The following is a 23576-nucleotide window of genomic DNA, read 5'->3' as shown; positions in this document are numbered from 1 at the left end:
CTGCCCGGGGATCACGAACCTCGGGCCGCGAGGGCGGCCGCCGAGTTTCGCCGGAGGACTGAGGATGAAGGTGCCTGGCTCTGCGTTACCGGCCTCGGAGGACAGGCGACTCAGGCGGCGACTCAAGAAGGTCCGCCGCGCCTGCGAGGAGATGCTCGCGGAGTGGGGCATGGAGCACGGCTGCGGAATCGAGGAACTCCACGGGTACCTCAGCGAACGGCGCGGGCGGCCCATCCACCTGGTTCCGACGACCTTCCCCGAACGCCATCTCCTCGGCATCTGGCTGAAGTTGGACGACTTCGACGTCGTCGCCTTCGAGAAGTCGGCCTCGCCCGCCCACAAGGAACACATCATCGCCCACGAGCTGGCCCACATCGCCTTCGCGCACCGGGGGTCCGTGCGGCTGGACGGTGTCGAATCCGGTCCGCTGTTCGCGGACGTCGACCCCGCGGCCGTACAGGGCGCGCTCATGCGCTCCCGCTACAGCGACGGCGAGGAGCAGGAGGCCGAGACCATGGCCTCCCTCATCCTGGCGCGGGCCACGAAACGGTGGGTCGAACAGGCCTGGGCCGTCCCGGAGGAGGCCGCCGACGTCCTCGCGCGCATCGAACGCGGCCTGGGGAAGCCGGACCAGCAGTGACCACCCTCTACACCGTCCTCGCCTGGGTCTGCGCCTTCGTCGGGCTCGCCGCGTTCGCCTACCGGCTCCCGGACCTGCTGCGCCGACGGCACGACGTCGCGCTGTGGGCGCTGTGCGTGTACTTCCTGTGCTCCGGCATCAGTTTCCTCGTCGACCTGGACCAACTCCGCCTGCACATCTCCGGCTTCTTCGGCCTGCCCAACATCACCTCGCTCATCACGCAGGTCGCGGTGGTCGTCCTCACCGCCGCGCAACAGGTGGTGCTCGTCCACTGGTCGGCGCCCCCCGACCAGGCCCGACGGATGGCCCGACAGCGGGTCCTGTTCTTCGGCGCGGCGCTCGCCGTGCTCGTCGTCGCCTCCTTCGCCGTCGGCCCCGTGGCACAGTCCGAGACGGCGACGTCGACGATCCTGCTGAGCATCCAGGACGGCCGATACGCCCTGTACATGTTCTTCTACCTGCTGATCTGCGCCGTGGGGCAGGCGGAGACCGTGCGGCTCTCGCTGCGGTTCACCAAGGTCGCCAACCGGCAGTGGCTCGCGGCCGGCATGCGCACCGTCACCCTCGGCGCGAGCCTCATCCTGGTCTACTGCGTCACCCGGAGCATCCAGATCGCCGGCACCCGACTGGACTTCGACGGAGCGGCGCTCGACCCCGTCCAGTGGACGTGCGGCAGCGTCGGGGCCCTGCTCCAGGTCACCGGATGGACCATCCCCTCCTGGGGGATCCACCTCACCCGCGTACGGGCCTGGGTCCGCAGCTATCGCGCGTACCTGTGCCTGCGCCCCCTGTGGGGCGCGCTCCACCAGGCCCTGCCCGACATCGCGTTGGCCCCGCCCAGGTCCTGGGCGCGCGACCTCCTCCCGCCCAGGGACCTGCACTACAGCCTCTACCGGCGCGTCATCGAGATACGCGACGGACAACTGATGCTGCGCACCTCGCTGTCCTACGACGAGTTCTCCCGGGTCGCCCGCTCCCTGGACCTCCCGGACGACCCGACCTCGCCCCTGGGCGAAGCCCTCCAGGTCCGGGCCGCCCTGAGCCGTTCCCCCGAGGAGAGGGCGGAACAGGACGACGCGTCCGGGATCCCCGCGCGCCCGCCGCACGAGGACTTCCGCGACGAGGTGCAGTGGCTGACCGAGGTCGCCTCGTCGTTCACCGCCCTGGGCCAGGACGGCCGGTGGCCCGCCGTCCGGACCGGCACGCCGTGACCCCGACCGCCGCCCGCACCGTGGAGCGCCTCGTGGCCCTGGACGCCGCGCACGGCGCGACGGCCGCGCTGCCCGCCGTACGCCGGGCCCTGCGGGACTTCCCCGAACTCTCGGGCGACCCCGCGCCCGACCGCCGCCCGGACGTCGACCGGGTCGCCGCCCTGGCCGAACTGAGCGAGGTCGTCGGCTGGATCCTCTTCGACGCGGGGCTCCACCGCCAGGCCCACCGCGCCAACACGCGGGCCCTCACCCTCGCGGGGCGCTGCGGCGACCGCTGGACCGAGCGGCTCACCCTGCTGAACCACAGCATGCTCCAGACGGCCGCCGGAGACCCCCGGGGCGCCCTGGAGACGGCGGCCCGGGTGACCGGTCCGCGCCCCCTGCCCGCCCGGGTGGACAGCCTCGTCCTGATCCGGCGCGCCCACGCGACCGCCCTGCTGGGCGGCCGGCGCGAGTCCCGCCGGCTGATCTCGCGGGCCCGCAGCCGGTTCCTCGACGGCCTGTCCCGGCACGACCCGCACTGGGCCTGGTGGATCGACGAGAACGAACTGCGCGGCCACGAGGGCTGGGTCCTGGCCCGGCTGGGTGACTGGGACCGCGCCCTGCCCCTGCTGCACCGGGCGGCCACCGCCCCCGGGCCGTCCTACCGGCACCTCTTCGGCGCGGAGCTCCTCGCGGCCCTGGCCCGCGCCGGGGCCTGGACCGAGGCGCGGGACCTCATCGCGGACCTGGCCCCGCGCGCCGCCGCCATCGGTTCCGTACGCACCACCCGGACCCTCGCCGACGCCGCGACCGGGCTGCGCCGAGGCCCGCGCGTCCCCGCGTCGCTCAAGGACGCGGCGGCCCACCTCCTGGAGTGCCTGCCCGCACCGGTGGCGCGGAGCGACCGCCCGGCCTGAGACCCCTCCTCCACCAGTACACCGGGACTCCCGGGCATCATCGCGACCCACACACAGACAGGGATCACATGCGCCACATCCGAATATCCATGCCCGCGGCGGCGGCCGTGCTCACGGCGGCCGTGCTCTTCTTCGCCGCCGGCAGCCCCGCGCTCGACACGGCCCCGCAGTCGCCGGTCGCCGCCTCGGTGGCGAACCAGGAACTCGCGCCGGGCAGCCGGGGCAGCGCCTACGTGTCCACCCACCTCTACTTCGGCACCGGGCGGCACAACGGCAACCCGCCGATCACCGAGGCGCAGTTCGACAAGTTCGTCACCGACGTGATCACCCCCCGCTTCCCGTCCGGCCTCACCCTCCAGGAGGCCCGCGGCCAGTGGAGGGACAAGGAGGGCGACATCAACCGGGAGAAGTCCTACGAGCTGACGGTCCTCTACCCGGTGGGCGAGGCCCGGGCGCGGGACGCCGACATCGAGTACATCCGCCGCCTCTACTGCAAGACCTGGGAGCTGGAGTCCGTCGGCCGCGCCGACGCCCTGGTCCGCGCCGACTTCTGACGGGGCCCGGCCGGCCGGCGACTCCCGACCATCGCCGCCGGGCCGGGGCGCCCGGTCGGGGCGCCCCGCCCCGGTGCGACCGCAGCGCCCCGGGGCGAGCCCTCGGCTAGGGTGATTCGGAAGGAAACAGGCCCACCAGCGACGAGGTCGGTGCGTTGGACACTTACCGGTCGGCGAGCGAGGTGCCGGACCCGCCGGTGGCGGCGGTCGGCTATGCGGGAGTGCTCCGCGAGCTGCTGCCGATCGCCCTGTGGCGGGAGGACGCCGACGGCCGCGTCGTGGAGTGGTCGCTGGCCGCGCAGGACCTGCTCGGCCACCGCCCCGAGGACATCCTGGGCCGGCCCGGCACCGCGGTCCTGGTCCCCGACGCCAACCGGGAGCTGGCCGACGACCTGACCCGGCGGGTGCAGGCGGGCGAGACCGTCGTCGGAACCCTTCCCGTGCGCCACCGGGACGGGCACCGCGTGACGATGGAGATGTGGATCGTGCCCGCCGCCGACCCGCAGGGCCGCACGGGTGCCCTGCTCATCGCCGTGGAGACCTCCGAGGTCCTGAACATGCGGGACTCCCTCGTCGCCCTCCAGAGCCTCTTCACCCAATCCCCGATAGGCCTCGCCACGCTCGGCCCCGACCTGCGGTTCCTGCGCGTCAACGACGCCCTGGCCCGCATGAACGGGGTCTCCGCGGCGGCGCACCTGGGCCGGCGTCTCACCGAGGTGGTCCCCGGGGTCAACGCGGTCGCCCTGGAGGCCACGATGCGGCAGGTCCTCGACGGGGGCACCGCCGTCGTCGACGTCCGGCGCACGGGCCGTACCGCCGCCGACCCCGACCACGACCGGACGTGGTCCTGCTCGTACGCCCCGCTGCTCGACGGGAGCGGTCGCAGGCTCGGCCTGATCGCCTCCCTCATCGACATCACCGAGGGCCAGCGGGCTCAACTGGAGGCCGAACGGGCCCGGACCCGCTTCGCCCTCCTCGCCGAGGCCGGCACCCGCATCGGCACCACCCTCGACCTCAACCAGACCGCCCGGGAGATCGTCGAGCTGCTCGTGCCCCAGCTCGCCGACTCGGCCGACGTACAGCTCCTGGAAGCCGTCCTCGACCCCGACGAGATGACCGGCGGGACCTCCACGCGCGGACTCCTGCGCAGACTGGCCGCCACCTTCCCCGACCCGACCGCGCCCACCGCGAAACTCGTCGCCGGGCAGACCTTCCAGATCCCGGTCGGGACGGTCTACGAGCGGGTCATCTCCGACGGCCGGCCCATGAACCTCTACCTCTCCGACATCCCGGCGCTGATCACCGACCCCCGGGCCGAGCCCCTGCGCGCCTACCTCGCCACCCTGGGATCGGCGCGGCTGGTCCCGCTGGTCGCGCGCGGCAAGGTGCTCGGCGCCGTGGCCGTGACCCGGGTGCGCGAGCGCGAGCCCTTCGACGAGCAGGACTGCGTGCTCGTGGACGAGCTGGTGGCCCGCGCCGCCCTCAACATCGACAATGCACGCATGTACACCACCCAGCGCCAGGCGGCCCTCACGCTCCAGCGCAGCCTCACCAACAGCGCCCTGCCCGAGGTCACCGGCCTCGAACTCACCGGCCGCTACCTGCCCGCCAGCGACCACGACGTGGGCGGCGACTGGTACGACGTCATCCAGCTGCCCAGCGGACGGACCGGCCTGGTCATCGGCGACGTGATGGGCCACGGGATCCACGCCGCGGCCGTCATGGGCCAGCTCCGCACCGCGGTGCGGACCCTCGCACGACACGACGTGCCGCCCGCCCTGATGCTCCGCTCCCTCGACGCGGTGGTCGCCGACCTGGGCGAGGACGAGATGGCCACCTGCGTCTACGCCGTCCACGACCCGGCCACCGGCGGCTGCGTGATCGCCCGCGCCGGCCACCCGCCGCCCGCCGTCGTCACCGCCGACGGGACGGCCACCTTCCTCGACGGACCGCCCGGAACCCCGCTGGGCACGGGCGGGCAGGACTTCCGCACCGAAGAGGTGTCGCTGCCCCCGGGGACCCTGCTGGCGCTGTACACCGACGGGCTGATCGAGTCCCGGGACCGCGACCTCGACCACGGCATGGAACGGCTGGCCCGCGCCCTGGGGCAGGTGGGACGGCCCCTGGAACAGCTCTGCGACGACATCCTCGACCTGCTGCCCGCCGCCCCGCAGGACGACGTGGCCGTCCTGCTGGCCCGTACGGTGCGCACCCCGCCGGCCTGACCCGGCGCGACACCGTCACCGGGCCGGGCCCGCGCGACACCGTCACCAGGCCAGGCCCTCCAGCTCGTCCAGGTCCAGCGTGAGGGCCGCCAGCGGCTCCGCCGGGTTCCCGCTCAGCGGGAGCTCCGCCCAGATCACCTTCCCCCGCTCGGTGTACCGCGTGCCCCACCGCTCGGCGTACTGCGCGACGAGGAACAGCCCCCGACCGCCCTCGTCGGTGGTGGCCGCGTACCGCAGGTGCGGGGACGTGCTGCTGCCGTCGGACACCTCGATGATCAGCGTCCGGTCGCGGAGCAGCCGCACCCCGACGGGCGCGCTCCCGTAGCGGATGGCGTTGGTGATCAGCTCGCTGAGGATCAGCTCCGCCGTGAAGGCGATCTCCTCCAGACCCCAGGCGGCGATCTGCGCCGAGCCCGCGTTGCGCACCCGTGAGACCGCCGCCGTGTCGTCGGGCACGTCCCATTCCGCGATCCGCCCGGCGTCCAGCCGCCTGGTGTCGGCGATCAGCAGGGCGATGTCGTCGTTCGGCGTCGGGAACAGCAGCGCCGCCAGCACGTCGGCGCACGCCTGGTCGGGGCTGCGTCCGGGCCGTGCCAGGGTCTCGCCGAGCAGCCCCAGACCGGTGTCGAAGTCCCGGTCGCGGTCCTCCAGCAGGCCGTCGGTGAAGAGCGCGAGCCGGCTTCCCTCGGGCAGCATCAGCTCGGTGGTCTCGAAGGGCATCCCGCCCACGCCCAGCGGCAGCCCGGTCGGCAGCTCCGGGAACTCCACCCGGCCGTCGGGGTGGACCAGGGCCGGCCCGGGATGCCCGGCGCTCGCCAGCGTGCAGCGGCCCGACACCGGGTCGTAGACCGCGTACAGGCAGGTGGCGCCCGTGACCCCGGCCGCCTCCTCGACGGGCTCGCCGTCCTCCGCGTCGGGGCCGTTCTCGTTGCGGTCGATGCGGTCGATCAGCTCGTCGAGGTGTCCGAGCAGCTCGTCGGGCGGCATGTCCAGGGTGGAGAAGTTGTGGACCGCGGTGCGCAGGCGCCCCATGGTCGCCGCCGCGTGCACCCCGTGCCCGACCACGTCGCCGACGACCAGGGCGACCCGCGTCCCCGGCAGCGGGATCACGTCGAACCAGTCCCCGCCCACCCCGGCCTTCGCGGGCAGGTACCGGAACGCGACGTCCACGGCGGTCAGGTCGGGCAGCACCCGGGGGAGGAGGCTGCGCTGGAGCGTCACGGCGGTGGCGTGCTCGCGGGTGTAGCGGCGCGCGTTGTCGATGGACACCGCGGCCCGCGCGCCGAGTTCCTCGGCGAACGAGAGGTCCTCCTCGTCGAAGGCCTCGGGGGTGTCCGCCCGCCAGAAATTGGCCATTCCGAGGACCACCCCGCGGGCCTGGAGCGGTACGGAGATCAGCGAGTGCAGCCCGTACTCCAGCGCGATCCGGGTCCCGTCGGCGTCCTGGGCCCGCCAGCCGAAGGCGGTGCGCAGATCGGGGGCGAGCACCGCGCTCCCCGCCGCCAGGGCCGCCGCCATCGGCGCCGTCGGCACGACGAACCGGATGACCTCCCCGACCGGCTGGAGCGGCTGGTCCGTGCGGACCCCCGACATGGCCGCCCGGCGCATTTCCGTGTACGTCCCGGTGGGGACCGAGGGCTCCTCGCCGTGCAGCACCGGTTCCAACAGCTCGACGGTCACGAAGTCCGCGAACCGCGGGACGGCCACCTCCGACAGTTCCTCCGCGGTCCGGGTCACGTCCAGGGTGGTACCGATCCGCACCCCGGCGTCGTACAGCATCTGCAGCCGGTCCCGGGCCACCTCGGCCCGGCCGGAGAGCGCGGCGAGTTCGGTGGAGTCCCGCAGGGTCACCACGCTGCCGGAGGGGCGCCCCGCGTACGGCTTGGTGCGCCGGACGTTCACCGCGAGCAGGCGGTCACCCGCCGGGTGGACCTCGTCCGTCACCACCCGCCCCGACGTCAGCAGGGCCGCCGTACGGGGGTCCAGCCCGAGGTCTTCCACATGCTGTTGCTCGGCGTCGGCGGGCAGGCCCAACAGTCGGCGGGCCTCGTCGTTGGCGAGCTGCAGCCGGTGGTCGGCCCCGATGATCAGCACGCCCTCGCGCACGGCGTGCAGTACCGCCTCGTGGTGCTCGTTCATCCGCGCCATGTCGGCGGGGCCCAGGCCGCTGGTCTGGCGCCGCAGCCGGCGGCTGACGAGAGCGGCTCCACCGGTGCCGAGCAGCAGGGCGCCCGCGGCGGCGCCGATCAGCAGCGGGAGCTGGTTCTCGACCGCGTCACCGACGTTCTGGATCTCGATGCCGGTGGCGACGAGGCCGACGACCGCGCCGCTCGCGTCCCGCACCGGGACCACGGCGCGGACCGCGTCGCTCGGGGCGCCCTTGAAGGTCTCGGTGAAGGACTCGCCGCGGACGGCACGATCGAGGTCGCCGGTGGCCTTCCGGCCGATCAGCTCGGGCCTGGAGTCGGTGTAGCGCACGCCGTCGGTCTTCAGGACGGAGATGAAGTCCAGCCCGGAGGCCTTGCGGGCGCCCTCCGCGAGAGGCTGGAGCACGGCCGTCGGATCGGGACTCTTGAGGGCGGCGGGCAGGCCGGGCGCGCGCGCGAAGGCCTCGGCGGCCGCCAGCGAACGGTTGCCGGCGTCCTGCCGGCTGTCGTACCGGGCCTGGAACACCAGCGCCAGTGCCGCCGCGGCGATCACCATCAGAACGATCACGGCCTGCAACGCGAACACCTGACCGGCGACGCTGCCCGGGGCCAGGGAGAGACGCGCGAGCAGGCTCGGTGGGTGGCCCGCCGGCGGTGATCCCCGGGATCGACCCGAACGTCCGGTCATGAGCCATTTCTAACACTGTCGCCGCGGTTTGGGGGTGGCGGCGGCTTCCGCGCGGTACGCACGCGGACTCATGCCGACGTGCGCCGTGAACCGTTGGCGGAAGTTCACCTCACCGGAGAACCCGGCCCGCCGGGCCACCTCCGACACCGGGTGGTCGGTGCGTTCCAGCAGTTTGCGGGCCTCGTCCAGGCGGTGATGGAGGAGCCACTTGTGCGGGGTGGTGCCCGTGCCGGCCGCGAAGTGCCGGGCGAAGGAGCGGGGCGACATGCCGGCCCAGCGCGCCAGCGTGGCGACGTCCAGGGGCTCGTGCAGATGGCGCAGGGCCCGTTCGCGCACGGCGGCCAGCGCCTCGGCGGTACGGTCCGCCGCGGGGGTGGGCCGGTCCAGGTACTGGGCGTGGTCCCCGGTGCGGAAGGGCCCCGTCACCATGGACCGGGCGATGGCCGCGGCGACCTCCGAGCCGTGCGCCTCCCGGACCAGGTGCAGGCACAGGTCGATGCCGGAGGCCACCCCGGCGGACGTCCAGATGCCCGAGTCCTCCACGAAGAGGGGGGCGTCCTCGACCAGCACCCCTGGATGGCGCTCGGCCAACCGGGGGGCGAGCCACCAGTGGGTCACGGCCCTGCGCCCCTCCAACAACCCGGCCTCGGCGAGGATGAAGGCACCGGCACAGAGCGAGGCCACCGGCACACCCCGCGCGTGGGCCTCCCGCAGCGCCGCCAACACGGGCTCGGGGGTCGGGTCGCAGGGCTCGGACAGCGCCGGTACGACGACCAGGTCGGCGCGGGCCAGCCAGTCCAGGCCCCGGTCGGGCGCCAGCGTCAGCCCGCCGGGCAGGGAGATCGGCCCGGTGTCCAGGGCGCAGCGCCGCAGCTCGAAGCGCGGGACGCCGGCGCGGCTGCGGTCGGGCCCCCAGACCTCGGTGATGACGGCCAGGTCGAAGGCGCGGATGCCGGGCTGACAGACGATCGCGATCCGGTGCATGACTGCCATTGTGGCAGGATCCCATCGGTTCGGGTCCGCGGTGCTCCTGTCGGGTCCGGCGCCCGCCGCACAGGATGGGGCCATGACGACGAACGAGAACCCGAACCCGAACGACCCCGCGATCGAGATCGCCGACAACACCGCGCTGGTGGTCGTCGACGTCCAGCGCGGCTTCGACGACGCGTCCTTCTGGGGCCCGCGGAACAACCCGGAGGCCGAGGCCAACATCGCCGCCCTGATGGACGCCTGGCAGGAGACGGGCCGCCCCCTGGTCCTGGTCCGGCACACATCGGTGCTCCCCGGTTCCGTCCTGGCCGAGGACCAGCCCGGCCACGCGTTCAAGGACTTCGTCCGGGACCGCCGGGACACGGCCGCCCTGCTGGTCACCAAGACGGTGAACTCCTCGTTCCACGGCACCCCGGACCTGGCGCGCTGGCTCGAAGCCCAGGGCATCGGCGGGATCGTCGTCGTCGGGATCCAGACCAACATGTGCGTCGAGACCACCGCCCGGGTGGGCGGCAACCTCGGCTACGAGGTACTCGTCCCCCTCGACGCCACGCACACCTTCGATCTCGAAGGCCCGGACGGCCTGAGCCTGACCGCCGACGCGTTGGCCACCGCCACGGCCGTCAACCTCCACGGCGGCGGGTTCGCCCGCGTGACCACCACCGCCCGGCTCCTCTCCGCGGTCCGGGGCGCGGTCACCGCGTAGCCGGGGCGCGGGTGGGTCCCGGGCCGGTGGGGTCAGCGATCGGCCCAGGTCACCGCGTAGTGACGCAGCCGGCCGTCGTCCCGTAGGAACCGCATCCCGGCGGCGGCCAGCACCCGCCCGGAGGCCGCGTTCTCCCGGTCGGTGTCCCCGTCCACCCCGCGGGCGCCGTGCGAACGGGCATGGTCCAGCAGGGCGCGCAGCGCCTCGGCGGCATGACCGCGGCCCCGGGCCGCGGGGATCAGCCCGAAACCGACGGTGACCCGTCCGGCCGCGTTCGGCGGCCCGTGGAACCCGGCCCCGCCGATCGCCACGCCGTCGTCGCGGCCCCGTATCTCGTACGCGCCGAACGGCCCCGGATCGCCGCGTTCGGAGAGCAGTCGCAGGAACCGCTCCGCCCCCGCCCGATCCGCCTCCTCCGGATACCCGGGCCCCCACCGGTCGTCCGGCCGGGGGCTCCCGGACGCGAGGTGTTCGGCCGAGGCCCGGTCCAGGGGCGCGAGCAGCAGCCGCGCGGTCAGCAGTGTGGTCACGGGCCCTGCCTACCAGCCGGGCCGACCGGCCGGTACCGCACGGTGCGCGACGGTGCCCGCGAACGCCGCGGCCCCGGCCCCGCGAACGCCGCAGGCCCGGCCCCCGGACGTCGGTCGGGGGCCGGGCCTGTCGTGTGTCCGTCGGAGGTGTCAGAGCACGTCGGCGGCGATGTTGGCCGCGACCCGCTCCAGCAGGGGACCGGCGTTCGCGATGCACTTCGCGGGGTCGGGCTCGATCTCCGTCAGCGGGTACGCCCGCCGGATGCCGGCGGCCCGGAGGGCCTCCTGCTCCAGCAGCAGCCGCCCGCACACCGCGACGACCTCCTTGCCCGCCGCGCGCGCCGCCGCCGCCACCCCGGCCGGGGCCTTGCCGTGCAGGGTCTGCTCGTCCAGCGAACCCTCGCCGGTGATGACCAGCGTGGCCCGCTCCAGGGCCGGCGCGAAGCCGAGCACCTCCAGCATCAGCTCGATGCCGGGACGGAACGTCGCACCGAGGAGCAGCGCCCCGTAGCCGATGCCGCCCGCGCCGCCCGCGCCCGGCAGCACCGCGCACTCGGCGGCCTTCGGGCCGATCGACTTCTCCAGCACGACCGCGAAGTGCGCCAGCGCCGCGTCGAGCGTCGCCACGTCCTCGGGCGAGGCGCCCTTCTGCGGGCCGTAGACCGCGGGCGCGCCCTTCGGGCCCGTCAGCGGGTTGTCCACGTCGCTGGCGAGGACGAAGTCCACGTCCGCGAAGCGCGGGTCGACGCCGGACAGGTCCGCCGAGGCGAGCGAAGCCAGCGCGCCGCCGCCCGGACCGACGGGTTCGCCGTTCGCATCCAGGAACACCGCGCCCAGCGCCGCGAGCATGCCGGCGCCGCCGTCGGTGGTGGCGCTGCCGCCCACGCCGAACACGATCGAGCGGGCGCCCGCGTCCAGCGCGGCCTTCAGCAGCTCACCCGATCCGTAGGTGGTCGCCGTCAGCGCGGCGAACACGCCCGGGGGCAGCAGTTGGAGCCCGGAGGCCTCCGCCATCTCGACCACCGCGGTGCCGTCGCGCAGCGCGAATGCCGCCGTGACCTGGTCACCGAGGGGTCCGGTGACCCGTACCTCCCGGCGTTCGAAACCGGCCGCCACGGCGGCCGCGACCGTACCGTCGCCGCCGTCCGCGACGGGGAGGGTCTCGATCTCCACGCCCGGGACGGCGGCGCGAAGGCCCGCCGTCACCCGCTCAGCGACCTGAACGGCCGTGAGCGAGCCCTTGAATTTGTCCGCGGCGATGAGCACGCGCGCGGTCTCAGTTACTGCTCCGTCCGTCACCTTGCTAATCCCTTGCTATCGAACAGTGCAGTCGCGCCCCCATGAGCGTATCCGGAGGATCCTCCTATGCCCATGGGTGGCCTGGGCCACACCCGGCGCGCCATGACCTTAAATCGGTATATACGCCTGCATAGTGTGGCCGCATGAGCGCCGATTCGCTGGAACAGCCACGTCCGGATCCCTCGGGCGCGGGTCCGGACGACCCGGGAGGCGGTACTCCCGACCTCCAGGTGGTCGCGATCGGAGTGCTCGCCGTGCTCGCCGTCGTGGCGTGGGCGGTGCTCGGGGAGGACTCCTTCGACACCGCGTCGAGCACGGCGCTCGCCTGGGTCCTGGGCAACTTCGCCTGGCTGTTCGTGATCGCCGCCGACGTCTTCCTCGTCATGTGCGTCGTCCTCGCCCTCGGCCGGTTCGGCCGGATCAGGCTCGGCGGCGACGACTCCGAGCCCGAGTTCACGAACCTGTCCTGGATCGCGATGATGTTCAGCGCCGGCATGGGCATCGGCCTGATGTTCTACGGCGTGGGGGAGCCGCTCACCCACTTCCTGCACCCGCCACCCGCCTCCGGGGCGGCCCCCGGCACCGGCGCCGCCGCCCGCGCGGCCCTCGACTACTCCTTCTTCCACTGGACCCTCACCCCCTGGGCCATCTACGGCATCGCCGGCCTCGCCCTCGCCTACGCGACGTTCCGAAAGGGCCGCGGCAACCGGCTCAGCTCCGCCTTCGTCCCGCTGATCGGCGAGCGGCGGGCCGACGGACCGCTCGGCAGGACCATCGACCTGCTCGCCGTCTTCGCCACGGTCTTCGGCACCGCGACCAGCCTCGGCCTCGGCGCGCTCCAGGTGGCCAAGGGGCTCGACCTCACCGCCGGCGTCGAGGACACGATCACCGTCCAGCTGATCATCATCGGCTCGCTGTCGGCCGCCTTCGTGCTCTCCGCCTTCTCCGGCCTGCACAAGGGCGTGAAGTGGCTGAGCACCATCAACCTCGTGCTCGCCGGCGTCCTCATGCTCTTCGTCTTCGTCCTCGGTCCGACCGTCTACATCCTCGACGTGATCCCGGCGAGCGTCGGAAGCTACCTGCACGAACTGCTGCCCCTGGCGACCGGGACCGGCGCCTTCACCGACAGCTCCTGGCTCGGCGCGTGGACCATCTTCTACTGGGCGTGGTGGCTCTCCTGGGCGCCGTTCGTCGGCACTTTCATCGCCCGCATCTCGCGCGGCCGCACCATCCGCGAATTCCTCATCGGCGTCCTGCTGGTGCCCAGCGGCGCCACCGTCGTCTGGTTCTGCGTGATGGGCGGCACCGCCATCCGGCTCGAATCCACCGGCGCCGCCGACCTCGCGGGCAAGGTCCGGGAGGGCGTGGAGGCATCGCTCTTCGCGATGCTCGACGCGCTGCCGCTGGGCACCGTCACCTCCTGGGTGGCCATGGTCCTGGTCATGACCTACTTCGTCACCAGCGCCGACTCCGCCTCCCTGGTCATGGGGTCGCTCACCAGCCGAGGCTCCCTGAACCCGCCCACCTGGCTGGTCGTCACCTGGGGCATCCTGATGGCCGGTGTGGCCGCCGCGCTGCTCCTCGCGGGCGGTCTGAAGTCCCTTCAGACCGCGACCATCCTGGTCGCGCTGCCCTTCGTCGTCGTCATGTTGCTGCTCTGCTGGGCCCTGGTGAGGGAACTGCGCGAGGACCCCGGCGCGGGCCCCGCCCGCACGCACCCGCTCCACGGGATGCGCGACGCCGTCAAGGCGATGGTCGGCGACGCCGTCACCGAACAGGGCCGGGCGGGCCACCGGCGGCTCAAGCGGGTCGCCGAGTCCAAGGGGCGGGACGGTACGGACGGCGAAGACGGCACCTCCGGGGCGTGATCCGCGCATCGGGCGGCGGCTGGGTAGGGTTGCGGGCGTGACCACCACCGATGCCTACGCCACCTACGTCGCGAGCCTGCCCCGGGTGCTGGCCGCCGCCGCCGCGCTCTATCGGGACGCCGAGGGACGGGTGCTGATCGTGGAGCCGAACTACCGCGCGGGCTGGGTCCTGCCGGGCGGCACCATCGAGTCGGACACCGGCGAGACCCCGCGCACGGCGGCCCGCCGCGAGAGCGCCGAGGAGATCGGACTCGACCTCCCGCTCGGCAGACTGCTCGCCGTCGACTGGAGCGTGAGCCCCGACCGCCCGCCGATCGTCGCCTACGTCTACGACGGGGGCGTGCTGGACGCCGGACAGTTGGCCTCGATCAGGCTCCAGGAGGAGGAACTGATCTCCTGGAAGCTGGTCGAGCCCGCCGAACTCACCTCCCACCTGCTCGGATCGCTCGGCCTGCGCACCCAAGAGGCGTACCGCGTACAGCAGTCGGGCGAGAGCACCGCCGAACTGGAGAACGGCCGCCGCCCGGCGACCGCGTAGCCACCGTTACCTCAGGCCTACTTCGACCAGGACAGAATTCAGCGAATGATCACGATGTACGCCTGGCCCAGCACGGCCGACGGTCCCGATGCCCTTCCCATGGTCCACTTCACCACCGACGACCAGTCCAGCGGCGAGTTCACCCCCGAGGGGACCCCGGTCTGGATGTTCGACGGCGCGATACGCGACGGCGGGTGGGCCGAGTTCAGCGACTTCGAGGGCTGGTCGACGCCCGCCGAGGGCTGGCAGGCCTTCTACCGCCGCGAGGACGACCTCCTCGCCGTCACCGGCCCCGGCGCCTGCGAAGGCTGGTACCAGGGCAAACTCGGCGCCGACACCGCCTGGGTGGCCGCGGCAGGGGAGCAGCAGAGCGTGGTGCTGCTCGCCGCCCCCGTCCAGCACCCCTCGCTGTACGCCTACGCGGTGGAGGCCGGCGCGGGCTTCGCCCTGCTGGTACCCCTGGTCGTCATCTAGAGCCCGCCATCGGGATCAGACCGGATCAGGCCAGTTCCTCCTGGGTGGGGGCGCCGGACTCGAAGGCCAGCAGCTTCACCTTGCGCTCCACCCCGCCGCCGTAGCCCGTCATGCCGCCCGAGGCCCCGATGACGCGGTGGCAGGGGACGATGATGCCGATCGGGTTCCTGCCGTTCGCCAGGCCCACCGCGCGCGAGGCGCCCGGCTTGCCCAGCTTGTCCGCGAGCTGCCCGTACGACCAGGTCTCGCCGTACGGGATGCGCACCAGCTGCTCCCACACGCTGCGCTGGAAGTCGGTCCCCTCCATGCGCAGCGGCAGGGTGAACTCGTTCAGCTCCCCGGCGAAGTACGCGGTCAACTGCCGCACCACTTCGGGGAACGGCGCCTCGGTCGGCGCGACCCGCCCGCCGAAGGACTCCTCGGCCGGTCGGTGGCGCTGCCCGACCATGTAAAGGCCGCTCAGGACGCCGTCGGTGGCGACGAGCGTCAGCGGGCCGTAGGGGCTCGCGACGACGGTGTGCTGCTTGTTGGTCATGACGGTCGGGCTCCTTCAGACGGGCAGGTGGTTGATGGCGTGGTCCTCGGTGGCCCACAGGTACTGCACGGCGTACGCACGCCAGGGCCGCCAGCCGGCCGCCCGGGTGGTCAGCGCCGCGGGCGTCGACGGGAGTCCGAGCCCCCGCGCCGCCCGCCGGACCCCCAGGTCCGACGGCAGGAACGCGTCCGGGTCGCCGAGTGCCCGCATCGCGATGACCTCGGTGGTCCACGGACCGAACCCGGGCAGCTCGCCGAGCCGCGCCCGGGCGAGCTCCCAGTCGCTGTCGATGCCGAGCGGCAGCGAACCGTCCGCCAGCGCCGCCACGAGCGTGGTCAGCGTCGTACGGCGGCTGCGGGGCAGGGCCAGGGACTCCGGGTCCAGCCCGGCCAGCGCCTGAGGCGAGGGGAACAGGTGCGTCAGGCCGCCCGCCGGGTCGGGATCGGCCACCGGCTCGCCGTGCGCGACGACCAGCCGGGCCGCGTGCGTACGGGCCGCCGCGGTGGACACCTGCTGTCCGAGGACCGCCCGTACGGCGAACTCGGCCGCGTCGACGGTGCGGGGCACCCGACGCCCGGGAGCCTTGTCCACGAGGGGGGCCAGGAGCGGGTCGGCCCGCAGCTGCTCGTCGATGGCCTCGGGGTCGGCGTCCAGGTCGAGCAGTCGGCGGCAGCGGCTGATCGCGAGGGTGAGGTCGCGCAGGTCGGTCAGGGCCAGCTGGCAGCCGATGTGGTCGGGCCGCGGGGTGAGGGCGACCACGCCGGTGCCGTAGGGCAGGCGCAGGGTTCGGCGGTAGGCGCCGGCCCGCCATTCCTCGACCCCGGGCACGGCGGTCGCGGCGAGGTGGCCGAAGAGGTTGTCGGGGTTGAGCGGGGACCGGTACGGCAGCCGCAGGCTTATGGTCCCCGGGATCCGGGGCGTGTCGCGGTGGGCCTTTCCGCCGCGGGCCCGCAGCTCGCTGGGGGAGAGGGCGAAGACCTCGCGGACGGTGTCGTTGAAGGTCCGGATCGAGGAGAACCCGGCGGCGAAGGCGACGTCGGCCATGGGCAGCTCGGAGGTCTCGATCAGCAGCCGCGCGGTCTGCGCCCGCTGGGCCCGGGCCAGGGCCAGCGGCCCCGCTCCGAGCTCGGCGTTGAGCTGTCGCTCCACCTGCCGCGTCGAGTAGCCGAGGCGGGTGGCGAGCCCCGGCACGCCCTCGCGGTCGACGACCCCGTCCTGGATGAGCCGCATGGCCCGGGCGACGGCGTCGGCGCGTGCGTTCCACTCGGGGGACCCGGGGGAGGTGTCGGGGCGGCACCGCTTGCAGGCTCGGAAGCCGGCCTGCTGGCAGGCGGCCGCGCTGGGCAGGAACGACATGTTCCCGACCTTGGGCGGCACGGCCGGGCAGCTGGGGCGGCAGTAGATCCGGGTGGTGAGGACGGCGGTGAAGAACCAGCCGTCGAAGCGGGCGTCCTTCGACTGCACGGCCCTGACACAGCGGTCGGTGTCGGTGTACATGGCTCCAGGATCCCGAGGCGAACGGGGCGGGGCTGGCGGTTTTCCGACATCAAGGCTACGCCCGCCCCCGTCCGGGAGGCCCCCGCGCGGGGAAGCCGGCGGTGTCGGGCTCGGACTCGGGGCCCGACCGGCGAGCACGGCGCCCCGAGCACGGCGGTGCCTTCCGGGGGCGGCCCCGGGAAGGCCCCCCGCGGCCCCGTCAGGGCGCTGGGGACACGGAAAGGGCCCCCGGCGCCTCGGCGGCATCGGGGGCCCTCTCGGACAGCTTCACGGCGTGGAGCCTACGGAGCCTGGGTGGCCCTGGCCTCGCGCCGGTTGTGGCGGAACGTGTTCGCGCGACGGGTCGTCGCGAACAGCGGGATCGTCGCCGCCATGGCGATCTGCAGCGCGCAGCCGGTCTGGAGCAGCAGCTGACCACCGGGGGCGTCGAAGGCCCAGGCGGCCAACAGGCCCATCGCCGCGACGATCCAACTCAGCATCGCCACCGCGAGGACACCCCGCGGCTTGGGGTACTCGACCCGGCTCACCATCAGCCACGCCACGCCGACGATCGCCAGCAGCGTCGGGACGAACGGCAGCTCCAGCAGCACGATCGAGACGACCGTCAGCGCGCCGAAGGGGCTCGGCATGCCCTGGAACATGCCGTCCTTCATCGTCACGCAGCTGAATCTCGCGAGACGCAGCACCACGGCCAGCAGCACCACGATCGCCGCCAGCGCCGACATCTTCTGGACCGCGTCGTCGGCGACCATGCCGTAGACGAGGACGAAGTACGCCGGTGCCAGCCCGAAGCTGATCAGGTCGGAGAGGTTGTCCAGCTCCGCGCCCATCGGCGAGCTCCGCAGCTTGCGGGCCACGATCCCGTCGAAGAGGTCGAAGACCGCGGCGAGCAGCATCAGTATCACCGCCGTGGCGGCGCTGCTGCGGGCCATGCCCGACTCGCCGCTGCCGGTGAGGTGCGGGATCAGGATGCCGGTGGTGGTGAAGTACACCGCCATGAAGCCGCAGGTCGCGTTGCCGAGGGTGAGGGTGTCCGCTATCGACAGCCGCAGGGAGAGCGGCATGTCCTCGGCGTCGTCCTCGTCCTTGGCCTCCGGCACCCAGCCTGTGGCAGGAGTCTCAGGGTCAGTCACGGTCAATTCGGGTCACCCCCGCGGTGGTGGCCTGTCCGACCTCGACCGCGACCTCGACACCCTCGGGGAGGTAGATGTCGACGCGGGATCCGAAGCGGATCAGACCGATGCGTTCGCCCTGCTCCACCTTGGTGCCGGCCGGCAGGTACGGGACGATCCGACGCGCGACCGCGCCGGCGATCTGCACCATCTCGATGTCGCCGAGCTCGGTGTCGAAGTGCCAGACGACGCGCTCGTTGTTCTCGCTCTCCTTGTTGAACGCCGGGACGAACCCGCCGGGGATGTGCTCCACGGACGTCACCGTGCCCGCCAGGGGCGCACGGTTGACGTGGACGTTCAGCGGGCTCATGAAGATCGCGACGCGGGTCCGTCCGTCCTTCCACGGCATGATGCTCTGCACCACACCGTCGGCGGGGGAGATGACCCGACCCTGCGTGATCTCACGCTCGGGGTCGCGGAAGAACCACAGCATGCCCGCGGCGAGCGCGGTGGCGGGCACGGCCGCCGCGGCCCAGCGCCCGGACTTGCGCGCCCGGGTGAGGCTGAGCGCCGCGGTGGCGACGGTCGGCAGAAGCCACGGCGATGCTCCGCGTGCGAGACGTCCACCGAGGAGGCCGACGCGAGGTGCAGAGGTTTGGCTGTGGGGCATGGATGACCTTCGTAGCGGGTGATTGCCGCGCCGCAAACGGGGGGACGGGACGGCGGCTTTACTGGAATGCTATCGGTTGCGCGCAACAACTGGGCAAGCCAGAAGCCGAGTCGATGGCCGTAAGTCGGTCACTGGTAGTGACTCTTGCGTGGGGAACCTTTGCGCGATTCCCCACGAAAGGGACTTTCAGCCCTGGAGTCGGTACTCCTCCAGCAGGCGCCGACCGATGATCATTTTCTGGATCTCGGCCGTACCTTCGCCGATGAGGAGCATCGGCGCTTCGCGGTAGAGGCGCTCGATCTCGTACTCCTTCGAGAAGCCGTACCCACCGTGGATACGGAAGGCGTCCTCCACCACCTCCTTGCAGTACTCGGAGGCGAGGTACTTCGCCATCCCTGCTTCGAGGTCGTTTCGTTCCCCGGAGTCCTTTTTGCGTGCTGCATTGACCATCATCGCATGGGCGGCTTCGACCTTGGTAGCCATCTCGGCGAGCTTGAACTGGATGGCCTGGTGTTCGGCGATGGCCTTGCCGAAAGTGTGACGTTGCTGGGCATAGGAGACACCCAGTTCGAACGCACGCTGGGCGACGCCGCAACCACGCGCCGCCACGTTGACGCGGCCGACCTCGACCCCGTCCATCATTTGGTAAAACCCTCGGCCGGTCTGGCCGCCAAGCACCCGATTGGCCGGAATGCGCAGTCCGTCCATGATGAGCTCGGTCGTGTCGACGCCCTTGTAGCCCATCTTGTCGATCTTGCCCGGGATGGTCAGGCCCGGACGGACCTCGCCGAAGCCCGGCTCCTTCTCGACCAGGAAGGTCGTCATGGACTTGTGCGGGGCGGTGCCTTCGGGGTGTCCTTCGTCACTTCGGACCAGAACGGCCACCAGCGTCGAGGTGCCGCCGTTCGTCAGCCACATCTTCTGGCCGTTCAGGACGTACTCGTCGCCGTCCTTCACCGCCTTCGAGGTGATGGCCGACACGTCCGAGCCGAGCCCGGGCTCGGACATCGAGAACGCGCCGCGCACCTCGCCCAGCGCCATGCGGGGAAGGAAGTGGTCCTTCTGCTCCTGCGTGCCGTGCTGCTTGAGCATGTACGCCACGATGAAGTGGGTGTTGATGATGCCCGAGACGGACATCCAGCCACGCGCTATCTCCTCGACGCACAGCGCGTAGGTGAGCAGCGACTCACCCAGGCCGCCGTACTCCTCGGGGATCATCAGGCCGAAGAGGCCGAGTTCCTTGAGTCCGTCGACGATCGCCTGCGGGTACTCGTCGCGGTGCTCCAGCTCGGTCGCGACCGGGATGATCTCCTTGTCGACGAACTCCCGGACGGTCTTGAGGATGTCCCTCTGGTCGTCCGTCAGGCCGGCGGTCTGGGCAAGTCGGCTCATGGTTCTACTTCCCCTGTTCCTTCAGCGTGGGCCGGCCGGGCTGCTCGCCGCCGCGCTCCTTGATGTAGGTCTCCGTCGGAACCATCACCTTGCGCCGGAAGACGCAGACGAGGGTGCCGTCCTGCTTGTAACCCTTGGTCTCCACGTAGACGATCCCGCGGTCGTTCTTCGACTTCGACGGGGTCTTGTCGAGGACCGTGGTCTCGCCGTAGATGGTGTCGCCGTGGAAGGTCGGCGCCACGTGGCGCAGGGACTCGATCTCCAGGTTGGCGATGGCCTTGCCCGAGACGTCGGGGACCGACATGCCCAGCAGCAGGGAGTAGATGTAGTTGCCCACGACGACGTTCTTGCCGAAGTCGGTCGTGTTCTCGGCGTAGTTGCTGTCCATGTGGAGCGGGTGGTGGTTCATGGTCAGCAGACAGAAGAGGTGGTCGTCGTATTCGGTGACGGTTTTCCCGGGCCAGTGCTTGTAGACAGCACCGATCTCGAACTCTTCGTACGTGCGTCCGAACTGCATGGGGATCAGGCCTCCGGGATCTCGAACTTGGTGGTGCGACGCATCCCGGCGGCGCGGCCCTTGCCCGAGATGACCAGGGCCATCTTGCGGCTGGCCTCGTCGATCATCTCGTCGCCCAGCATCGCCGACCCCTTCTTGCCGCCGGCCTCGGAGGTGCACCAGTCGTAGGCGTCGAGGATCAGCTCGGCGTGGTCGTAGTCCTCCTGCGAGGGGGAGAAGACCTCGTTGGCGGCGTCGACCTGGCCGGGGTGCAGCACCCACTTGCCGTCGAAGCCGAGGGCGGCCGCGCGGCCGGCGACCTCCCGGTACCCGTCCACGTTCTTGATCTGGAGGAAGGGGCCGTCGATGGCCTGGAGGTCGTGCATGCGGGCCGCCATCAGGATCCGCATCAGGATGTAGTGGTAGGCGTCCGCCCCGTACCCGGGCGGCTGCATGCCCACGACCAGGGACTTCATGTTGATCGAGGCCATGAAGTCGGCCGGGCCGAAGATGATGGTCTCCAGCCGGGGGGAGGCGCCGGCGATCTCGTCGACGTTCACCAGGCCCTTGGCGTTCTCGATCTGCGCCTCGATGCCGATCTTGCCGACCTCGAAGCCCATGGTCTTCTCGATCTGGGTCAGCAGCAGGTCCAGCGCCACGACCTGCTGCGCGTCCTGGACCTTCGGGAGCATGATGCAGTCGAGGTTCTGGCCCGCGCCCTCGACGACCGTGATGACGTCGCGGTACGTCCAGTGCGTGGTCCAGTCGTTGACACGCACGACCCGGGTCTTGCCCGTCCAGTCGCCCTGGTTCAGCGCGTCCACGATGGTGTGGCGGGCGCCTTCCTTGGCGAGGGGGGCGCAGGCGTCCTCCAGGTCGAGGAAGACCTGGTCGGCCGGCAGGCCCTGGGCCTTCTCCAGGAACCGGGGGTTGGAACCCGGCACCGCGAGGCAGGAGCGGCGCGGCCGGAGCCGGTTGACCGGGGAAGTGGGCGTGGTCATGCGGGGACCTCCGTGCTTTCGGCGATGTCAGCTGTGTCGACGATGTCGGCGTCGTCAAGGGGGTGGAGCTTGTTGGCCTTGCGGATCTCGTCGACGATACGTCCGATGATCTCCGTGATGCCGAAGTCCTTGGGGGTGAACACGGCGGCCACGCCGGCCGCCTTCAGTGTCACCGCGTCGGCATTCGGAATGATGCCGCCCACGATGACGGGGATGTCGCCCGCCCCCGCCAGACGCAGGCGTTCCAGCACGTCGGGGACGAGGGCGCTGTGCGAACCGGACAGGATGGACAGTCCCACGCAGTGCACGTCCTCGGCCAGCGCCGCCGAGGAGATCTCCTCGGGTGTCAGCCGGATGCCCTGGTAGACCACCTCGAAGCCGGCGTCGCGGGCCCGGACGGCGATCTGCTCGGCGCCGTTGGAGTGACCGTCCAGGCCGGGCTTGCCGACCAGCAGCCGCAGCCGGCCGGAGCCCAGCTCGTCGGCCGTACGGGAGACCTTCGCGCGGACCAGGGCCATCGGGGAGCCCGCCTCGGCGGCGACCGCCACCGGGGCCGAGGAGACCCCGGTCGGGGCGCGGAACTCGCCGAACACCTCGCGCAGCGCGCCGGCCCACTCGCCGGTGGTCACGCCCGCCCGGGCGCACTCCAGCGTGGCCTCCATCAGGTTCTCGGTCCCGGCGGCGGCGTCCTTCAGTCGGTCCAGGGACTGGCGCACCGTCGGGAAGACGAACGGGTCGCCGCCGCCCTGCCGGTCGGAGGACTCCTGACGCTCGGCCTTCCAGCGGCCGATGCGCTCGACGGTCTGCGCCTCCAGCGCCCCGTCCACCGTCATGATGGCGCCGTCCAGGTCGGCGGTGAGCGGGTTCTCCTCGGTCTGCTGGAAGCAGTTGACTCCGACGATCTTGTCCTCGCCGTCCTCGATCCGGGCCCGCCGCTCGGCGTGCGAGGAGACCAGCTGGGACTTGAGGTAGCCCGACTCGACGGCCGCCATGGCGCCGCCCATCTCCTCGATCCGGTCGATCTCGGCCAGGCACTCCGTCACCAGCGAGTCCACCTTGGCCTCGATGACGGTCGAGCCCGCGAAGATGTCCTCGTACTCCAGCAGGTCGCTCTCGTGCGCGAGGACCTGCTGGATGCGCAGCGACCACTGCTGGTCCCAGGGCCGGGGCAGGCCCAGCGCCTCGTTCCAGGCGGGCAGCTGCACGGCGCGGGCGCGGGCGTCCTTGGAGAGGGTGACCGCCAGCATCTCCAACACGATGCGCTGGACGTTGTTCTCCGGCTGGGCCTCGGTCAGCCCCAGGGAGTTGACCTGGACGCCGTACCGGAAGCGGCGCTGCTTCGCGTTGTCGATGCCGTAGCGCTCCAGGGTGACCTTGTCCCAGATGCGGCCGAAGGCGCGCATCTTGCACATCTCCTCGATGAAGCGGACGCCCGCGTTCACGAAGAAGGAGATGCGGGCGACCACCTCGCCGAAGCGTTCCTCGGGCACCTGGCCCGAGTCGCGCACCGAGTCCAGCACGGCGATGGCGGTCGACATCGCGTACGAGATCTCCTGGACCGGGGTGGCCCCGGCCTCCTGGAGGTGGTACGAGCAGATGTTGATCGGGTTCCACTTCGGGATGTGGTTGACCGTGTACGCGATCATGTCCGTCGTCAGGCGGAGGGACGGCCCCGGCGGGAAGACGTGCGTCCCGCGCGAGAGGTACTCCTTGACGATGTCGTTCTGGGTGGTGCCCTGGAGCAGGGCGATGTCCGCGCCCTGCTCCTCGGCGGCCACCTGGTAGAGCGCCAGCAGCCACATGGCGGTGGCGTTGATCGTCATCGAGGTGTTCATCTGTTCCAGGGGGATGTCCTGGAACAGCCTCCGCATGTCGCCCAGGTGGGAGACCGGGACCCCGACCCGGCCCACCTCGCCGCGGGCGAGGATGTGGTCGGGGTCGTAGCCGGTCTGCGTCGGCAGGTCGAACGCGACCGACAGGCCGGTCTGTCCCTTGGCGAGGTTGCGGCGGTACAGCTCGTTGGACGCCTCGGCCGTGGAGTGGCCGGCGTACGTCCGCATGAGCCACGGACGGTCCTTCTGGCGCTCTGTCATCTCAGGCTGTC

General features: G+C 72.0%; 21 protein-coding genes. 9 read left to right on the top strand and 12 right to left on the bottom strand.

Annotation, left to right across the window (positions count from 1 at the left end; translation table 11 throughout):
* Positions 1 to 70: 70 nt before the first annotated feature.
* The 5 genes from ADK55_RS23260 to ADK55_RS23240 all read left to right on the top strand — a co-directional run bounded on the left by ADK55_RS23260 (position 71) and on the right by ADK55_RS23240 (position 5529).
* Entirely contained in the window at positions 71 to 640 is a 570-nt protein-coding gene (locus ADK55_RS23260) for a hypothetical protein (RefSeq protein WP_159041523.1), read from the top strand.
* The gene (locus tag ADK55_RS23255) at positions 637 to 1851 is read left to right on the top strand and encodes an MAB_1171c family putative transporter (RefSeq protein ID WP_053681734.1); all 1215 of its coding nucleotides are present in this window, start codon (positions 637 to 639) and stop codon (positions 1849 to 1851) included. Before ADK55_RS23260 ends, ADK55_RS23255 begins: the two co-directional genes overlap by 4 nt.
* Complete coding sequence (locus tag ADK55_RS23250; RefSeq protein WP_053681733.1) at positions 1821 to 2750, top strand: hypothetical protein; 930 nt, start codon at positions 1821 to 1823, stop codon at positions 2748 to 2750. The genes ADK55_RS23255 and ADK55_RS23250 overlap by 31 nt, the downstream gene beginning before the upstream one ends.
* Positions 2751 to 2818: 68 nt before the next feature.
* Positions 2819 to 3304, top strand: a complete 486-nt coding sequence (locus tag ADK55_RS23245) for a DUF3574 domain-containing protein (protein WP_063839593.1) — start codon at positions 2819 to 2821, stop codon at positions 3302 to 3304.
* A 155-nt stretch (positions 3305 to 3459) separates the two neighbouring features.
* Complete coding sequence (locus ADK55_RS23240; protein ID WP_053681731.1) at positions 3460 to 5529, top strand: SpoIIE family protein phosphatase; 2070 nt, start codon at positions 3460 to 3462, stop codon at positions 5527 to 5529.
* 42 nt (positions 5530 to 5571) lie between these two features.
* Here ADK55_RS23240 and ADK55_RS23235 read toward each other — a convergent pair whose 3' ends face one another.
* Positions 5572 to 8364, bottom strand: a complete 2793-nt coding sequence (locus ADK55_RS23235; RefSeq protein WP_078999307.1) for a SpoIIE family protein phosphatase — start codon at positions 8362 to 8364, stop codon at positions 5572 to 5574.
* Between the two features lie 9 nt (positions 8365 to 8373).
* On the bottom strand, positions 8374 to 9357 hold the full coding sequence (locus ADK55_RS23230) for a GlxA family transcriptional regulator (protein ID WP_053681730.1): 984 nt from the start codon (positions 9355 to 9357) through the stop codon (positions 8374 to 8376).
* Between the two features lie 73 nt (positions 9358 to 9430).
* On the opposite strand from ADK55_RS23230, the gene ADK55_RS23225 reads away from it, so the two are divergent.
* On the top strand, positions 9431 to 10060 hold the full coding sequence (locus ADK55_RS23225; protein ID WP_078999305.1) for an isochorismatase family protein: 630 nt from the start codon (positions 9431 to 9433) through the stop codon (positions 10058 to 10060).
* A gap of 32 nt (positions 10061 to 10092) precedes the next feature.
* On the opposite strand, the gene ADK55_RS23220 is transcribed toward ADK55_RS23225, so the two are convergent.
* On the bottom strand, positions 10093 to 10590 hold the full coding sequence (locus ADK55_RS23220) for a GNAT family N-acetyltransferase (RefSeq protein WP_053681729.1): 498 nt from the start codon (positions 10588 to 10590) through the stop codon (positions 10093 to 10095).
* Between the two features lie 150 nt (positions 10591 to 10740).
* The gene (locus tag ADK55_RS23215) at positions 10741 to 11889 is read right to left on the bottom strand and encodes a glycerate kinase (protein ID WP_053681728.1); all 1149 of its coding nucleotides are present in this window, start codon (positions 11887 to 11889) and stop codon (positions 10741 to 10743) included.
* Between the two features lie 143 nt (positions 11890 to 12032).
* Here ADK55_RS23215 and ADK55_RS23210 point away from each other — a divergent pair, with 143 nt between their 5' ends.
* From ADK55_RS23210 to ADK55_RS23200, 3 genes are read left to right on the top strand one after another with little or no spacing between them, the layout of a single operon-like run.
* Positions 12033 to 13757 carry a BCCT family transporter gene (locus ADK55_RS23210; protein ID WP_053681727.1) on the top strand — a complete coding sequence of 575 codons (1725 nt, stop codon included), beginning with the start codon at positions 12033 to 12035 and terminating at the stop codon, positions 13755 to 13757.
* Between the two features lie 37 nt (positions 13758 to 13794).
* On the top strand, positions 13795 to 14295 hold the full coding sequence (locus ADK55_RS23205; RefSeq protein ID WP_053681726.1) for an NUDIX domain-containing protein: 501 nt from the start codon (positions 13795 to 13797) through the stop codon (positions 14293 to 14295).
* Positions 14296 to 14340: 45 nt separating this feature from the next.
* Positions 14341 to 14769, top strand: a complete 429-nt coding sequence (locus tag ADK55_RS23200; RefSeq protein ID WP_053681725.1) for a hypothetical protein — start codon at positions 14341 to 14343, stop codon at positions 14767 to 14769.
* 25 nt (positions 14770 to 14794) lie between these two features.
* Here the strand turns inward: ADK55_RS23200 and ADK55_RS23195 are convergent, their stop codons facing one another.
* The 8 genes from ADK55_RS23195 to ADK55_RS23160 all read right to left on the bottom strand — a co-directional run bounded on the left by ADK55_RS23195 (position 14795) and on the right by ADK55_RS23160 (position 23565).
* Positions 14795 to 15304, bottom strand: a complete 510-nt coding sequence (locus ADK55_RS23195; RefSeq protein WP_053681724.1) for a methylated-DNA--[protein]-cysteine S-methyltransferase — start codon at positions 15302 to 15304, stop codon at positions 14795 to 14797.
* Positions 15305 to 15319: 15 nt separating this feature from the next.
* The gene (locus ADK55_RS23190; RefSeq protein ID WP_053681723.1) at positions 15320 to 16801 is read right to left on the bottom strand and encodes an AlkA N-terminal domain-containing protein; all 1482 of its coding nucleotides are present in this window, start codon (positions 16799 to 16801) and stop codon (positions 15320 to 15322) included.
* A gap of 281 nt (positions 16802 to 17082) precedes the next feature.
* Complete coding sequence (gene pssA / locus ADK55_RS23185) at positions 17083 to 17865, bottom strand: CDP-diacylglycerol--serine O-phosphatidyltransferase (RefSeq protein WP_371591609.1); 783 nt, start codon at positions 17863 to 17865, stop codon at positions 17083 to 17085.
* Positions 17866 to 17926: 61 nt separating this feature from the next.
* A complete protein-coding gene (locus ADK55_RS23180) occupies positions 17927 to 18583 on the bottom strand; it encodes a phosphatidylserine decarboxylase (protein ID WP_053681721.1) in 657 nt (218 codons plus the stop codon).
* A gap of 186 nt (positions 18584 to 18769) precedes the next feature.
* Positions 18770 to 19975, bottom strand: a complete 1206-nt coding sequence (locus ADK55_RS23175; protein ID WP_053681720.1) for an acyl-CoA dehydrogenase family protein — start codon at positions 19973 to 19975, stop codon at positions 18770 to 18772.
* A gap of 4 nt (positions 19976 to 19979) precedes the next feature.
* Entirely contained in the window at positions 19980 to 20492 is a 513-nt protein-coding gene (locus ADK55_RS23170; protein ID WP_053681718.1) for a MaoC family dehydratase, read from the bottom strand.
* A 5-nt stretch (positions 20493 to 20497) separates the two neighbouring features.
* Complete coding sequence (locus tag ADK55_RS23165) at positions 20498 to 21472, bottom strand: HpcH/HpaI aldolase/citrate lyase family protein (RefSeq protein ID WP_053681715.1); 975 nt, start codon at positions 21470 to 21472, stop codon at positions 20498 to 20500.
* A complete protein-coding gene (locus tag ADK55_RS23160) occupies positions 21469 to 23565 on the bottom strand; it encodes a protein meaA (RefSeq protein ID WP_053681714.1) in 2097 nt (698 codons plus the stop codon). Before ADK55_RS23160 ends, ADK55_RS23165 begins: the two co-directional genes overlap by 4 nt.
* Positions 23566 to 23576 lie beyond the last annotated feature (11 nt).

Origin of the sequence: Streptomyces sp. WM4235, assembly GCF_001279725.1 — a bacterium.
In the GTDB taxonomy this organism is placed as follows: domain Bacteria; phylum Actinomycetota; class Actinomycetes; order Streptomycetales; family Streptomycetaceae; genus Streptomyces.
The sequence above is the reverse complement of the archived record's forward strand: the minus strand, read 5'-3'. Positions and strand labels throughout refer to the sequence as shown.

Coding starts and splice junctions, on each gene's coding strand:
- ADK55_RS23225 (WP_078999305.1), top strand. CDS start 9,431: ATGACGACGAACGAGAACCCGAACCCGAACGACCCCGCGATCGAGATC.
- ADK55_RS23235 (WP_078999307.1), bottom strand. CDS start 8,364: ATGACCGGACGTTCGGGTCGATCCCGGGGATCACCGCCGGCGGGCCAC.
- ADK55_RS23180 (WP_053681721.1), bottom strand. CDS start 18,583: ATGCCCCACAGCCAAACCTCTGCACCTCGCGTCGGCCTCCTCGGTGGA.
- ADK55_RS23245 (WP_063839593.1), top strand. CDS start 2,819: ATGCGCCACATCCGAATATCCATGCCCGCGGCGGCGGCCGTGCTCACG.
- ADK55_RS23175 (WP_053681720.1), bottom strand. CDS start 19,975: ATGAGCCGACTTGCCCAGACCGCCGGCCTGACGGACGACCAGAGGGAC.
- ADK55_RS23170 (WP_053681718.1), bottom strand. CDS start 20,492: ATGCAGTTCGGACGCACGTACGAAGAGTTCGAGATCGGTGCTGTCTAC.
- ADK55_RS23210 (WP_053681727.1), top strand. CDS start 12,033: ATGAGCGCCGATTCGCTGGAACAGCCACGTCCGGATCCCTCGGGCGCG.
- ADK55_RS23195 (WP_053681724.1), bottom strand. CDS start 15,304: ATGACCAACAAGCAGCACACCGTCGTCGCGAGCCCCTACGGCCCGCTG.
- ADK55_RS23230 (WP_053681730.1), bottom strand. CDS start 9,357: ATGGCAGTCATGCACCGGATCGCGATCGTCTGTCAGCCCGGCATCCGC.
- ADK55_RS23200 (WP_053681725.1), top strand. CDS start 14,341: ATGATCACGATGTACGCCTGGCCCAGCACGGCCGACGGTCCCGATGCC.
- ADK55_RS23190 (WP_053681723.1), bottom strand. CDS start 16,801: ATGTACACCGACACCGACCGCTGTGTCAGGGCCGTGCAGTCGAAGGAC.
- pssA (WP_371591609.1), bottom strand. CDS start 17,865: ATGCCGCTCTCCCTGCGGCTGTCGATAGCGGACACCCTCACCCTCGGC.
- ADK55_RS23160 (WP_053681714.1), bottom strand. CDS start 23,565: ATGACAGAGCGCCAGAAGGACCGTCCGTGGCTCATGCGGACGTACGCC.
- ADK55_RS23165 (WP_053681715.1), bottom strand. CDS start 21,472: ATGACCACGCCCACTTCCCCGGTCAACCGGCTCCGGCCGCGCCGCTCC.